General features: G+C 70.3%; 12 protein-coding genes and 1 pseudogene. 8 read left to right on the top strand and 5 right to left on the bottom strand.

Annotation, left to right across the window (positions count from 1 at the left end):
- Positions 1-260 precede the first annotated feature (260 nt).
- Positions 261-506: a DUF1272 domain-containing protein gene (locus tag ACFOSH_RS37595; protein WP_378245380.1), complete on the bottom strand. Its 246-nt coding sequence runs from the start codon at positions 504-506 to the stop codon at positions 261-263.
- Positions 507-620: 114 nt separating this feature from the next.
- Here ACFOSH_RS37595 and ACFOSH_RS37600 point away from each other — a divergent pair.
- The 5 genes and pseudogenes from ACFOSH_RS37600 to ACFOSH_RS37620 all read left to right on the top strand — a co-directional run.
- Positions 621-680: pseudogene (locus ACFOSH_RS37600) on the top strand (hypothetical protein); the annotation flags it as partial.
- A gap of 75 nt (positions 681-755) precedes the next feature.
- Positions 756-1,214, top strand: a complete 459-nt coding sequence (locus ACFOSH_RS37605; RefSeq protein WP_378245431.1) for a (2Fe-2S)-binding protein — start codon at positions 756-758, stop codon at positions 1,212-1,214.
- Positions 1,214-2,194: an FAD binding domain-containing protein gene (locus ACFOSH_RS37610; RefSeq protein ID WP_378245382.1), complete on the top strand. Its 981-nt coding sequence runs from the start codon at positions 1,214-1,216 to the stop codon at positions 2,192-2,194. The genes ACFOSH_RS37605 and ACFOSH_RS37610 overlap by 1 nt, the downstream gene beginning before the upstream one ends.
- Complete coding sequence (locus ACFOSH_RS37615; protein ID WP_378245384.1) at positions 2,191-4,395, top strand: xanthine dehydrogenase family protein molybdopterin-binding subunit; 2,205 nt, start codon at positions 2,191-2,193, stop codon at positions 4,393-4,395. Before ACFOSH_RS37610 ends, ACFOSH_RS37615 begins: the two co-directional genes overlap by 4 nt.
- A gap of 49 nt (positions 4,396-4,444) precedes the next feature.
- Positions 4,445-5,140, top strand: a complete 696-nt coding sequence (locus ACFOSH_RS37620; protein WP_378245386.1) for an NIPSNAP family protein — start codon at positions 4,445-4,447, stop codon at positions 5,138-5,140.
- 4 nt (positions 5,141-5,144) lie between these two features.
- Here the strand turns inward: ACFOSH_RS37620 and ACFOSH_RS37625 are convergent, their stop codons facing one another.
- Positions 5,145-6,827, bottom strand: a complete 1,683-nt coding sequence (locus ACFOSH_RS37625) for an AfsR/SARP family transcriptional regulator (protein WP_378245388.1) — start codon at positions 6,825-6,827, stop codon at positions 5,145-5,147.
- Here ACFOSH_RS37625 and ACFOSH_RS37630 point away from each other — a divergent pair.
- Positions 6,808-7,038, top strand: coding sequence for a hypothetical protein (locus tag ACFOSH_RS37630; protein WP_378245437.1), 231 nt, complete (start codon positions 6,808-6,810; stop codon positions 7,036-7,038). The genes ACFOSH_RS37625 and ACFOSH_RS37630 overlap by 20 nt on opposite strands.
- 1 nt (position 7,039) lies before the next feature.
- Positions 7,040-7,393: a hypothetical protein gene (locus ACFOSH_RS37635; protein ID WP_378245390.1), complete on the top strand. Its 354-nt coding sequence runs from the start codon at positions 7,040-7,042 to the stop codon at positions 7,391-7,393.
- On the opposite strand, the gene ACFOSH_RS37640 is transcribed toward ACFOSH_RS37635, so the two are convergent.
- Complete coding sequence (locus ACFOSH_RS37640; RefSeq protein ID WP_378245392.1) at positions 7,383-8,741, bottom strand: dipeptidase; 1,359 nt, start codon at positions 8,739-8,741, stop codon at positions 7,383-7,385. The two genes, ACFOSH_RS37635 and ACFOSH_RS37640, sit on opposite strands and share 11 nt — an antisense overlap.
- Before the next feature lie 100 nt (positions 8,742-8,841).
- Here ACFOSH_RS37640 and ACFOSH_RS37645 point away from each other — a divergent pair, with 100 nt between their 5' ends.
- Positions 8,842-9,255: a VOC family protein gene (locus ACFOSH_RS37645; protein WP_378245394.1), complete on the top strand. Its 414-nt coding sequence runs from the start codon at positions 8,842-8,844 to the stop codon at positions 9,253-9,255.
- 13 nt (positions 9,256-9,268) lie between these two features.
- On the opposite strand, the gene ACFOSH_RS37650 is transcribed toward ACFOSH_RS37645, so the two are convergent.
- Complete coding sequence (locus tag ACFOSH_RS37650; RefSeq protein WP_378245396.1) at positions 9,269-10,300, bottom strand: FAD-dependent oxidoreductase; 1,032 nt, start codon at positions 10,298-10,300, stop codon at positions 9,269-9,271.
- Between the two features lie 20 nt (positions 10,301-10,320).
- Positions 10,321-12,807 carry an aminopeptidase N gene (gene pepN, locus ACFOSH_RS37655; protein WP_378245398.1) on the bottom strand — a complete coding sequence of 829 codons (2,487 nt, stop codon included), beginning with the start codon at positions 12,805-12,807 and terminating at the stop codon, positions 10,321-10,323.
- Between the last annotated feature and the right edge of the window lie 384 nt (positions 12,808-13,191).

The raw sequence follows: 13,191 nt of genomic DNA on the forward strand, positions 1-13,191 counted from the left end.
GAACAATCATCCCAAGCCAGAGGGCATTTGCGTACCCAGACACACCCCAAACACCACATCAACACCGGTGGATCCAAGGTGAGTGTCCCCAATGCCACATCGGGGGCACCCTGAAGTTCGGCGACTCGACGTCGTGTCCCGAAGGCCCCTTCACCCCGACCGACCGGGCACCTTTGCCTCGCCCCTCGACAAGTGGCCCGGATCCTCCGTTGATCAAGGTCGTCCCACTCACGACCACCCCTCGCCGCCGCCCTCCCGGCCTAGGCCGGCGAACAGGCCGCGTGCGCGTTGACCACCCGCTGCGACGAAGGCGGGTGCCGTTCGAGCAAAGCCGCGGGCCGCACGGGACGGCGCACGAACTCGCCTCCGCAGTTGGGGCAGACCCCACCGAAGCGACCCTCCGCGCAGCCAGGGCAAAAAGTGCATTCGAAGGTGCAGATAAGCGCGTCCGCGGCGGGCGGCAGGTCGCGATCGCAGCACTCGCAATTGGGTCGGAGCTCGAGCATGCCGCGAACTCTACCCGAGCTCCTGCTCAGCTGAGCGATGTCGAAACAAGAGGCGATCCGAGAAACTCGGTCGATGTCCGCTGAGGGGCGATCCTGGAGGAGTCCGATCAGACCATGGATGAATCGAACGAGGGCAGAATCTCCCGGCGCGGCTTCCTGGGGCGGACCGCGACGGCGTCGGCGGTACTGGCGGTCGGTGGGCAGCTCGAAAACACGGACGCGGCAGACGCCGAACCGAGCGGCAGCCTCATCGACGTGGAACTGCGGGTCAACGAGAGAGTGGAGCGGCTGCGGCTGGATCCGCGGGTGACGCTGCTCGACGCGGTGCGCGACAGAGTGCGGTTGACCGGCACGAAGAAGGGGTGCGACCGCGGTCAGTGCGGTGCCTGCACGGTGCACGTCGACGGACGGCGGGTGCTGTCCTGCCTGACGCTGGCGGGTTCCGTGACCGGCAGGCGGGTCACCACCATCGAGGGGCTGGCGCGTGGCGACAGGTTGCATCCGGTGCAGCAGGCGTTCCTCGAACACGACGGTTTCCAGTGCGGCTTCTGCACTTCCGGCCAGATCATGTCGGCGGTGGCGCTGCTCCGCGAAGGGCGCGCCCACTCGCCGGAGCAGATCCGGGAGCTCATGTCCGGCAACCTCTGCCGCTGCGGGGCGTACACCAACATCGTCGAGGCGATCCGGACAGCGGGAGCGGCGGACTGATGCGGCCCTACGACTTCGCGCTCACGTACAGCGTGGCCGAGGCACTCGACCGCGCCGCAGCGCCGAATTCCGCCTATCTGGCGGGCGGCACGACGCTGGTGGACCTGATGAAACTCGAAGTGCTGACGCCGAGCCGGGTGGTGGACATCAACCGCTTGCCCCTGACCGGAGTGTGGACAGACCGGCAGCGGCTGCACATCGCGGCCCTGGAGCGGATGAGCGACGTGGCCGCTCATCCACTGGTGGTCTCGCGGTACCCGCTGCTCGCCGAAGCCCTGCTGGCCAGTGCGTCGCCACAGCTGCGCACCATGGCCAGCATCGGCGGGAATCTTCTGCAGCGCAGCAGATGCGGGTACTTCCGGGACATCGCCACACCGTGCAACAAACGGACACCCGGCAGCGGCTGCCCGGCGATCAAGGGTGCCAACCGCACCCACGCCGTCCTGGGCACCAGTGACTCTTGTGTCTCCACGCATCCGAGCGATCTCGCCGTGGCTCTCGTGGCGCTGGACGCCTCGGTGCGGCTGACCGGCCGGGACGGCTCCCGCGAGGTCCGGCTCGCCGAGTTCTACCGCCTGCCCGGCACCACCCCGCACCTCGAAAACGAACTGCGGCCGGGCGAACTGGTGACCGACGTGACCATTCCCCAGCTCGGCTGGGCGAACAGGTCGACCTATGTGAAGGTGCGCGACAGGGCCTCCTACGAGTTCGCGCTCGCCTCGGTCGCGGCCGCGCTGTCGGTCCGCGACGGCGTCGTGCGTGACGTGCGGCTAGCGGCGGGCGGGGTCGGCACCAGACCATGGCGCTTGACCGCGGTGGAGGACGCGTTGCGCGGCCGTCCGCCGCGGCTCGACGTCGTCGAGAAAGCCGCGGCACTCGCCACCGAAGGAGCCCGTCCGTTGACTCACAACGGTTTCAAGGTGCCGCTGCTGCGGCGCACCGTCACCCGTGCCCTGATGAAGCTGGCGGACAGACCATGACCTCGATCTCACGCGTCGAAGGACGGCTCAAGGTCACCGGAGCCGCGCGGTACTCCGCCGACTATCCGGTCGACGGCCTCGCCGAGGGCTACCTCCTGCTGAGCACGGTCGGGCGCGGCACCGTCCGCGCCATCGACAGCGCGGCCGCGCGGCGCTCCCCCGGCGTGCTCGCCGTCTACACCCACGCCGACCCGCTGCCCCTGTTCGGCGGCGCCGAATCCGGCGTCGGGTACAACTGGCTTCCGTTGCGGGACAACCAGGTTCGCTACCACGGGCAGATCGTCGGACTGGTGGTCGCCGAGACCTTCGAGCAGGCTCGGGACGCCGCCGCGCTGGTCCGCGTGGACTACACCGCCGTCCCTCCGCGGACGTCGTTGCGGGACGGGATGCCCGGCGCCACCCTGCCGGACGACGTCAACGGCGAGCCGGCGCTGCTCGACCTGCTCGCCGACGGGGTCGCGTCCATCGACGAAGCCCTCGGCGCGAGCGACGCGGTCGTCACCGCCACCTATACCCAGCCGATCGAGTACCACAGCGCCATGGAGCCCCACGCCGCCATCGCGGTGTGGCGCGACGGCTACCTCACCCTCTACAGCGGCGCGCAGGCTCCTCAGCTGGCCGCCGGGACGATCGCCACCACTGTCGGCGTCGACCCTTCCCGGGTGCATCTACTCAGCCCGCACGTCGGCGGCGGGTTCGGCAACAAGATCCTCACCTGGGGACATCCCGTGCTCGCCGCGGCCGCGGCGAAGGCGCTCGGCCGCCCGGTCAGGATCGTGCTCACCAGGGAGCAGACCTTCGGCGTCACCGGCCATCGCTCGGCCATGTCCCAGACGGTTTCCCTCGGCACGGACCGCGGCGGGCACCTCGTCGCCCTCAAGCACGACGCCTACGCCAGCCTGTCGAGCGGCGGCGACGGGTTCCTCTACGAGGCGGGGCCGCACACCACCTCGCGCTACTTCTACGCCTCCCCCAACATCCACGTCGGGCAGCGCCTGGTGACCCTGGACGTCCCACCCCAGACGCCGATGCGGGCGCCGGGGCCGGAAGCCGGGTCGTTCGCGCTGGAGACCGCCATGGACGAACTGGCGGTGCGGCTCGGCATGGACCCGATCGAGTTACGCCTGCGCAACTACGCCACCACGTACCCGGGACGGGGCGTGCCGTGGTCCGGCAAGCACCTCGACGAGTGCTACCGCGTCGGCGCCGAGATGTTCGACTGGTCCCGGCGTGCCCCGGTGCCGAGGGCGGTCGCCGACGGCGAGTGGCTGCTCGGCACCGGCATGGCGACGGCCGCTTACCCGGCCTCGCGGTACCGCACGACGGGGAAGGTCCGGCTCCAGGCCGACGGCACCGCGACGGTGTCCACCGCGACGTCGGATCTGGGCACCGGGATGCGGACGGTGCTGACCGTGGTCGGCGCCGACGCCCTCGGCCTCCCGGTGGACCGCGTCCACGCCGCGCTCGGCGACTCCGCGCTGGCCGACAATCCCGGCGCGTTCGCCTCCGCGGGCACGGCGAGTTCCGCCCCTGCCGTCCACGCGGCGGCACAGTCCGCGAAGCGCGCCTTACTCGAACTCGCCGTGACCCACGAACGGTCCCCGTTCCACGGCATGGGCCAGGACAAGGTGCGCTACGAACGCGGTGACGTCGTAGGCCCCGGGCGGCGGATCGGCTTCGGCGCGCTGCTCGGCATCGTCGACCTCGCCGGGATCGACGCCACCGAAACCACCGCGCTGGGCCCGGAACGCGAACGTTTCGCCTTCACCTCGTTCGGCGCGCACTTCTGCGAGGTCGCGGTCAACCGCTGGACCGGGGAATGCCGTGTGCGCCGGGTGACGACGGTCATCGACGCCGGCGCCATCGTCAACGAGAAGACCGCGCGCGGCCAGATCGTCGGCGGCGTGATCTTCGGCATCGGTCAGGCCCTCCTGGAGAACACACACCTCGAACCGGGTACCGGCCGCATCGCCAACGCGAACCTCGCCGACTACGTCCTCCCGGTCAGCACCGACGTCCCGCCGATCGACGTTCGCTTCCTCGACCATCCCGACACCGTCTTCAACCCCCTCGGCGCCCGCGGGATCGGAGAACTGGGCACCGTCGGCATCGCCGCCGCCCTCGGCAACGCCGTGCACCACGCCACCGGCCGTCGCGTCCGCGACCTCCCCATCACCCTCGACAAACTGCTCGACGCATGACCGCCGAAAAGCCCTTTCACGACAAGCCTGATGCCTTAGTGTCCTTCGCGTGACCGACGTTATCGAGCTGCGGCAGTACACCCTTCATCCTGGACGGCGCGAGGAACTGATCGAGCTGTTCGACCGGGAGTTCGTCGAGACCCAGGAGGCCACCGGGATGCGCGTCCTGGGGCAGTTCCGGGACCTGGACCGCCCGGATCACTTCGTGTGGCTGCGAAGCTTCCCGGACATGGAGGCCAGGCTCCGGTCACTGACGAGCTTCTACACGGGTCCGGTCTGGAAGGCGAACGCCGCGGCGGCCAACGCCACCATGATCGACACGGACGACGTGCTGCTGCTGCGGCCGGTCAAGCACGGAGTGCCGGCGGACCTCGACCCCACGATCCGGGACACGCCCGCGTCTTCGCTGGTCACGGCCACGATCCACTACCTGCCGTCGACGCCGGACGAGCCGCTCGTCCGGTTCTTCGGCGAGACCGTCCTTCCGCTGCTGGAAAAGGCAGGCGCCACCCCGCTCTCCTTGCTGCGGACGGAATACGCGGAGAACGACTTCGAGGGGCTGCCGGTCCGCACGGGAGAACACGTACTCGTCGTGCTCGCTTCGTTCGCCGACCAGGACGCCTACGCCGAGCACACCGAGAGGCTGGCCGCGCTACCCGAGTGGCGGGACGACGTACGGCCGCATCTGCCGGACTCCGTCGAGCGGCTGCTGCTGACCCCCACCGACCGGTCGATGCTGCGCTGAACCTTCACCGCGACGCCGGCGACAGCCGGCCGTACTCGCCGACGGCGAACAAGCGCACCAATCCCGGCACCCGGTACCAGTCCATCCGCAGCGTCTCGACGAGCCCTGCGTCGACAAGTCGCTCCGCGGCCGCTTCGGCCGCGGGGACGGGTATGTCGAGCGCGGCCGCGAGCGCTTCCGTCGAGACCACCGGCTGGTCCAGTACCCCGAGCTGCCCGAGCGCGCGTGTCGCCAGCGGATCGGCGGAGCGCCGCAACAGCCGGACGCCCGCCTGCAGGCTCGTGCGGACACTGAGTCCGTCACAGGCCAGCGCGTCGAGCCTGCGCCCCGGGTCGGCCAGCCGCGCGGCGAACTCGCCGACCGTCCACTCCGGACGCTGCGCGAGCCTGGTGGCGGCGACGCGCAGGGCGAGCGGCAGGTGGTCGCAAAGCCCGGCGAGCCGGACGGTGGCGGCCTGCTCGGCGTCCACCCTGGGAGCACCGGCGTAGCGGCGGATCAGCGCCGTCGCGGCCGTCTCCGGGAGCCTGCCGAGGCGGACCAGGCCCGCCCCGTCCACCGCGGTGGAGGCGGGCCTGCCGGTCAGGATCACCGCACAGCCGGGCGCCGACGGCAGCAGCTGGCGGATCTGCCCGGAGTCGGCGACGTCGTCGAGCACCATGACCACCCGGCGGTCGGCGAGGACGGTGCGCAGCACCGCGGCGGCCCCCTCCTCGTCCGGCGGGAGGTCGGCGACCGGGACGCCCAGTGCCGCGAGCAGCCGCCCGATCACCTCGACCGGAGCCGTCGGACCGCGCGCCGAGGACGCCCCGAGGCTCAGATGTACCTGACCGTCAGGAAAGGAGCCGGCCACCCGGTGCGCGGCGTGCACCGCCAGCGTTGTCTTGCCGACGCCTGCCATCCCGTGCACGGCGCAGCGCTGCTCCCCGGCTGTGAGCCGGGAAGTGATCCAGGCCAGCTCGCGATCCCGGCCGATGAAGGCTGGCACGTCGGGAGGCAGGGTGCGCGGCACGACGGGCCGCCGGACCGCGATCGCCGGGGTGGTGCGCCGGGGTGTCTCGGTGAGGAGCGGGTCGTCCCGCAGGATCCGGCCCTGCAGTTCCCGCAACGGTTTGCTCGGCTCGACGCCGAGCTCGTCGACCAGCAGCCTGCGCAGATCCCGGTACGCGCCAAGGGCTTCGGCCTGCTGTCCGGACCGGTAGAGCGCCACCATCAGATGCGCGTGGAGCCGTTCGCGCAGCGGGAACCGCGAGACCATCAGCTTCAGTTCGGGAAGCAGCGCCTCGTGCCCGCCGAGCCCGATCTCGGTCTCGATCCGGGCCTCCACCACCGCCAGCCGCGCCTCTTCGAGCCGGGCGGACTCGGCAAGGACGGACGGGACCATCGCCACGTCCGCCATCGGCGTCCCGCGCCACATCCCGAGTCCTTCGGTCAGCGTCGTGACCGCCGAAGACAAGTCGCCCTCGGCGAGGCTCTTCCGGCCCGCCGCGACCAATTCCTCGTACTCGTCGACGTCGGTCGAGCCAGGCGGCAGCACGAGCCGGTAACCGGGTGCCCTGGTGCTCAGCATCCGCCCTCGCGGGTCACCGAGGCTGTTCCGCAGCCGCCAGACGTAGCCCGCCAGCAGGCCGGCGGCGCTCGGCGGCGGCCGCTCGCCCCACAGTTCCGCCATGAGCTGGTCCGCCGACACCGCGCGGTTGGCGTTGATCAGCAGGACAGCCAGCAGCGCCCGTTGCTTCGGGGCACCGATCGAGGACCACTGCCTGCCGTCGAAGAACTCGAGCGGGCCCAGGAACCGGAACCTGACCGGTGACGTTGACGTATTCGATTCGCCGTTAATTGACGTCCACCATTCTTCGGTGCTCTACTCGCCCTTCCGGAATACCGAGGGCGAGGTGTGAGATGGACAACGCTAAACCATGGTTGCTGGAGATTCGACTGTTCACCGTGAAGTCCGGCAGCCGCGAGGAATTCGACCGGATCAGCCGGGAGGGCACGATTCCGTTGATGCGCAGGCTGGGTATCACGGTGGTCGCGCACGGTCCGTCGTCGAACAACGAAAACGGTTATTTCCTGCTGCGCGCTTTTCCATCCGAGCAGGATCGGGTCGAGCGGTCTCGCTCGCTTTACGCCACGGACGAATGGCTGGCGGAGTACGACGGCCCGGTCTCGTCGATGATCGAGGATTACGACACGGCGGTGTTCGCGGCGAATCCGGCCGCGCTGAGCATGCTCGCCGAGCCGGTCAGCGGGTAGTCCGGGCCAGCCCGTCCAGCATGAGCGCCTCGGCGAGGCAGACCCGGGCGAACTCGCCGAGGTGCAGGCTCTCGTTCGGGCCGTGCGCCCGGGTGTCCGGGTCCTCGACGCCGGTCACCACGATCGTGGCGGCCGGGAACTCCGCCTGGAACGTCGAGACGGCCGGGATGGAGCCGCCGACGCCGATCTCCACCGGCGGAACCCCGCCCCAGGCGGCACGCAACGCCGATCGGACCGCTTCGTAGTGCGGGCCCGTGGTGTCGATGACGCACGGCGCTCCGGCACCGTCCAAAGTGACCGTGATCGCGGCGCCCCAGGGACAGCGGGCTTCGAGGTGGTCCCGGAGCGCGGCGAACGCCTTGACCGGATCGTCGCCGGGAGCCAGCCGGGCACTGATCTTCGTCCGGGCCACCGGTACCAGGGCATTGCCCGCCTGGAGAACCGAGGGCGCGTCGATACCGAGAACCGACAGCGAGGGCTTGGTCCACAACCGGTCCGCCAGCGAACCGGTGCCGGTGAAGCGGACGCCGTCGACCATTCCCGCCTCGGCACGCACCCTCTCGGCCGAGAGATCCAAGGTGGACCCGGAGCCCACGGCGAGCCCTTCCACCGTGACGTCGCCCGCGTCGTCGTGCAGCGTCGCCAGCAACCGGGCCAGCGCGGTCAGCGCGTCCGGCACGGCGCCTCCGTACATTCCACTGTGGACAGCGGCGTCCAGGGTGCGCACCTCGGCCACACAGTTGACGATCCCCCGCAACGACGTGGTCAGTGCGGGAACGCCGATATCCCAGTTGGCCGAGTCGGCGATCACGACGACGTCGGCGAGCAGCTTGTCATGGTGGAGCCGGAGCAGGTCGGCGAGCGACGCCGAGCCGTACTCCTCCTCGCCTTCGACGAACACCACGACCCCGACCGGCAGGGCATCATTGAACGCTCGCAGCGCCGCGACGTGCGCCATCAGCCCGGCCTTGTCGTCCGCCGCGCCGCGGCCGTAGAGCCTGCCGTCGCGCTCCTCGGGCTCGAAAGGATCGCTGTCCCACAACGATTCGTCGCCCGGCGGCTGCACGTCGTGGTGTGCGTAGAGCAGCACGGTCGGCGCACCGGCCGGCGCGGGCCTGCGGCCGAGGACGGCCGGATGGCCACCGGCGCGGACGACTTCGGTGTCCAACCCGCAGCCACGCAGCAGCGTCGCCACCGCCTCCGCGGAACGGTCCAGGTGCGTGTGGTCGAATTCGGGAAAGGCGATACCGGGAATGCGGACCAGCTGTTCCAGATCGGCCCGCACCCGGGGCAGTTCCCGTTCGACGGCCGTCCTCAATCCGGTTTCTGTCGCGTCATCGGTCGTCATGGACCGGAGCGTACGGCGCGGGCCGATGGAAAGCGTTCCGGTCAGCTGCGCGTGAAATCAGCTCGAGAACAACCGTCCGGTACGCCGTTATCCTCGGGTCATGTTGCTCGGCATCGACCACATCGGACTCGCGACAGACGATCCTTCGGCACTCGGGCCCGCCATGACCACCCTCGATCTGTCCAAACTGGACAATGGGATCGCCGACGGCTATCGGGTGGCGTGCGAATTCTGGCAGCCGGCCGGAGGCGGTGGCAGACCCCTGATCGAGCTGGTCTCCCCGGCCGGCCCCGGTTCGGCGCTCGACGGCCATTTCGCCAGGTTCGGCCCCGGGCTGCACCACATCGCCTTCGAAGTGGACGACCTGGTGCCGGAGCTGAACCGCTTGCGCGAAGCCGGTTTCACCCCTGTCGACCGCGAGCCCTGCACCGGCGCCCGGCAGGGCATGCTGGTCGCCTTCCTCTACCTGGCCCGGCCCGCGGGGCTGCTGGTGGAGCTGGTCCAGTACAGCTGAAGGTCCCTACTGCTTACCGCGCCAAGACAGCCGCCGCAGCACGGCTCGCCGCGAGCACGGTCTTGGCCGCGCCACCCGAGCCACCGGTGAAGGTGAACACCCCCGGACAGACCTCGCGCAGTGCGAGGCCCGGCGGGTCGTGATAGCAGTCGGACGACACCGCGGTCCGAAGTGGACGGTGACCGGCCGGTGGATGGCCCAGCAGGCGACGGGCCTCCTCCGCGACCCGATCCACCAGCGCGACGTCCGGCTGCGGGCAGGACGGATCGACGTCCCACCGGTCGCTGGGCAGACCGAGAAGGAACCCGGTCTCCCCGTCCGGGCGGCCCCACATTCCCGTGTCCTCCCGGACGAAGGCGCCGAGCCCGGCAGGCCGCCCCTCGTACACGGAGTACTGGATCTGTTTGACGCGCAACCCGCCGGTGGGCAGTCCGCTCGCCGTCAGCAAGGCAGGCGTCCACGGACCCGCGGCGAGCACGACCGCGTCGTATCCTTTGGCCGCGCCGTCGGCCCCGCACAGGGCCGGGGCCGGAGTCACGGTCACCACCGGCACCCGGCGGACCGTCCCGCCGCTGTCGGCGATCCAGGCCAGCGCGGCGGCCCGCAACCGGGCGGGCGAAAGGAAACCCGCCTGCCGCTCGACGACAGCGGTCATGCCGGAAGGCAGGCCGCGGAAAGGATAGTGGCCTGCCAGCTCCGCACCGGTGAGCAGCGTCGCCGAGCCGGGCAGGACCTCTTCGAGCACCCGGACCGGCTCGGTCACCTCGGCACCGGCGGGCAGCAGGTACACCGAGCCGACCTCCCGGTACGCCGCCGCCGACCGCAGCGCTGGATCGCCGCGCAGTTCCGCCAGACCGTCCGCGGCCTGGCGGCACAACGGCACGACCCGTTCGAAGCCGCGCACCAGACCGCCGGACGCGCCGGTCGCGTCGCCGCCGGCCGGTCCGGCGGTGTAGACGTCGACCGTGATCCGCGGCGCCGTCCGGCGCAGTCGCCAGGCGATCAGCGCGCCCGCGATGCCGCCGCCGACAATTCCCACCCGCACGGGACTTCCTTCCCCTCGGCTCAGACGGCGCCGTGCGCCCGGGCGGCGACCGCACGGCGGAGGTCGCCGGTGAAGTCCGCGACCCGCCTGCGCAGCGGCAGTTCGACGTCGCTTCGGGCCAGCAGTTCGCCGGCCAGCCGCAGGGTCTCCGGAGAGGCGGCGTAGCGCGGGTAAAGGAAACGGACCAGCACGTCCAGCACGAGATCACCACGCAGCTTGGCGGCGGCAGGCATCTCGGCGAAGAACCTCGCCACATAACCGTCTGTCAGCTCCGCCTGTTCCGGTTGCCAGAATCCCTCGGCCATCGCCCAAAGCCCGTAGCTGGACACGCTGGTGTCGCCGACGATCGCGTCCCAGGCCGCGCTCTTGGCCGCCGGATCCGGTCTGGCCGCACGGCATTTCGCCGCGAACTGCGCGCCCCGGGTGCTGGGGTCCGCTCGATGGGCCGCGGTGATCTCGTCCTCGGTGAGGCCGCCGAGCACGGCGAGCCGGTATCTGGTCCGCCAGGCCAGATCCGCGTCGAGCACGAGTCCGGCGGGCAGCCGGGTGCCGTCGAGCCAGCCGCGCAGCTCGCCGACGTCCGCGCTGAACTCGACGAGCCCCCGGCACAGGCACAACCAGATCTCGTCCGTCGGCACGACGTCCGCCATGCGGTCGCGGAGGGCACCGGCGATCCTGTCGAGCGCGGCGGGCCGCGACTCCGGGGACAGGAAGCGATCGGCGACGTCGGCGCGCGCCTGTTCGAGCACCTCGACGACGATGGACGGCTCCGGCTCCACGGCGAGCATCCCGGTCACCAGGTCGAGATGATCGGCGGCCGGATAGGCACCGTCCTGCACAGCCAGTAGCAGCGCGCACCACACCATGGCGCGGTTGACCGGGGACAGCCGGGGAAGGAACTCGGGCAGCGCGGCGCGTGATCGTTCGTCGAAGCGGATCTTCGCGTAAGTCAGGTCGCCGTCGTTGAGCAGCACGAACTTCGGTTCCGGCAGGCCGATCAGCTGTGGCAGCTCGGTCCGTTCCCCGTCGATCACGACCCGTGTCGTCGTGGATTCGTCGCCGTAGCAACCCACATCCAGGGTGTGCGGCCGAGTCACCGGGTGCGCGGCCGGAACATCCTGGCGTACGGCGGCGGCCGAGATCACTCCGTCGGTCACTGTGATCTCCGACGTCAGGGTGCCGACGTCGCAGGTGCCGAACCACACGCGGGCCCACTCGGTCAGGTCGGTTCCGGTGGCCTCGCTCAGCGCGGCGAGGAAGTCGCCGAACGTCGCCGTGCCGTACGCGTGGCGGGTGAAGTAGGTGCGCAGGCCCTCGCGCAGCGCCGGGGTGCCGACCCGCGCGGCCAGCTGCCGCAGCACCGAAGAGCCCTTGAAGTAGGAGATCCGGTCCAGTTCGAGCAGCACCGTCCGCACGTCCGGTCCGGCCAGGCTCACCGGATGCGTCGACGGCCGCTGGTCGGCCACGTAGCCCTGGGCCTTGCGCCGGACGGCGAAGGTGGTCAGCGGTCCGGAGAACCTCGTCACGTCGCTCGTGACCCGGTGGGCCATGTAGTCGGCGAAGGCCTGCCCGAGCCACAGATCGTCCCACCACGTGTTGGTGACCAGGCCCGCCAGCCACATCAGGGACAGACCGTGCGCGATGACCACGGCCCTGGTCTCCCGCTCGCTCGCGGGTACGGCGGAGCCGAACAGGTACAGCTCGCGCAGCAGCACACAGCCGGGATGGTCGAGCGAAAGCACGCTGAACTCGGGGACGAAGACCTGGTCGAACTTGCCGAACGGATAGGGCACGCCGAACAGCCGCCGGTACTCGTCGAGGCACTGCCCGGTGACCTCGAAGACCTCTTTGATGTCGTCCTTGAGCCCCTCGGCCAGCGAGGCACGGCAGTGCAGGCCGAGGGGCACTCCGCCGTGTTCGGTGTGGAAGGACTCGTACGGGCCCGCGACCAGTGTGGTCAAGTAGGTCGCCAGCGGCGCGGTCTCGTCGAGCCGCCAGCGACCCGCGCCGAGCGAGGTCGCCGGCGCGTTGCCGAGCACCTGCCAGTCCTCGTCGGGAACGGTGACGCCGAAGGTGAAGGGCGCCTTGAGGTCCGGCTGGTCGAAGCAGGCGAAGATCCGCGGCGCGTTGTCGATGTACACGAAGGCATACAGGTAGACCCGGCCGTCGGCGGGGTCGGTGTACCGGTGCAGACCTTCGCACTCCCGCGAGTAGGCCATGTCGGCGACCACGACGATCTCGTTCCGTTCGGCGAGGCCGGTGAGGGGGAACCGCCCGTCGTGGAGCGCGGCCACGTCCAGTTCCCGGCCGTTGAGGGTCACCGAGAGCAACTCGCGCGGACGCACGTCGAGGAATGTCCCGCCGTCCCCGGAGTTCGCGTCGAAAACGATTTCCGTCGTCGATCGGAACATCTCGTCGCCGGTCGTCAGATCGAGATCGACCTGATACGAGCGGACTCGCAGCACTGTGCCACGTCCACTCGCTTCGAGCTGGGTCAGACTGGGCATTTCGATGACCCTCCAAATAGCTGTATCGCGGCCTCCGAACAGCTCAGGCAGCCGCCGAATAGACAATCCCCCGCGCCGCCGAACAGCGCATTCGACGCTCAACCGCGTCCGGTGAACCAGTTGAACGGGCACCCCGGACCGCCCCATAGTCCCGCCGCCCGGCCCTTGCCGGGCACCATTGCCGATCGTCCGGCCGAACCCCCGGTGCGGCAAGGCGCGAAAAGGATCGCACCCGGGCCGGGAACTCGCTTGAGCACCTAGTTCACGCTCGATCGACGACCTACCCTCTGACCAGGAGAGCGGGGAGGGCACCAGTGATGACGCAGTTCATGAGTTGAACGACGCCAGATTCTACGGGGACATTTTAATGGGGAAGCGGTCGGC

The sequence above is a fragment of the Amycolatopsis speibonae genome, assembly GCF_042647925.1.
GTDB classification, from domain to species: Bacteria; Actinomycetota; Actinomycetes; order Mycobacteriales; family Pseudonocardiaceae; genus Amycolatopsis; species Amycolatopsis speibonae.

Bases quoted from the DNA above. Each gene is read 5' to 3' on its own strand.
- ACFOSH_RS37610 (WP_378245382.1), top strand. From the start codon at position 1,214: ATGCGGCCCTACGACTTCGCGCTCACGTACAGCGTGGCCGAGGCACTC.
- ACFOSH_RS37645 (WP_378245394.1), top strand. From the start codon at position 8,842: ATGTTGCTCGGCATCGACCACATCGGACTCGCGACAGACGATCCTTCG.
- pepN (WP_378245398.1), bottom strand. From the start codon at position 12,807: ATGCCCAGTCTGACCCAGCTCGAAGCGAGTGGACGTGGCACAGTGCTG.
- ACFOSH_RS37630 (WP_378245437.1), top strand. From the start codon at position 6,808: ATGAGCTGGTCCGCCGACACCGCGCGGTTGGCGTTGATCAGCAGGACA.
- ACFOSH_RS37595 (WP_378245380.1), bottom strand. From the start codon at position 506: ATGCTCGAGCTCCGACCCAATTGCGAGTGCTGCGATCGCGACCTGCCG.
- ACFOSH_RS37635 (WP_378245390.1), top strand. From the start codon at position 7,040: ATGGACAACGCTAAACCATGGTTGCTGGAGATTCGACTGTTCACCGTG.
- ACFOSH_RS37615 (WP_378245384.1), top strand. From the start codon at position 2,191: ATGACCTCGATCTCACGCGTCGAAGGACGGCTCAAGGTCACCGGAGCC.
- ACFOSH_RS37640 (WP_378245392.1), bottom strand. From the start codon at position 8,741: ATGACGACCGATGACGCGACAGAAACCGGATTGAGGACGGCCGTCGAA.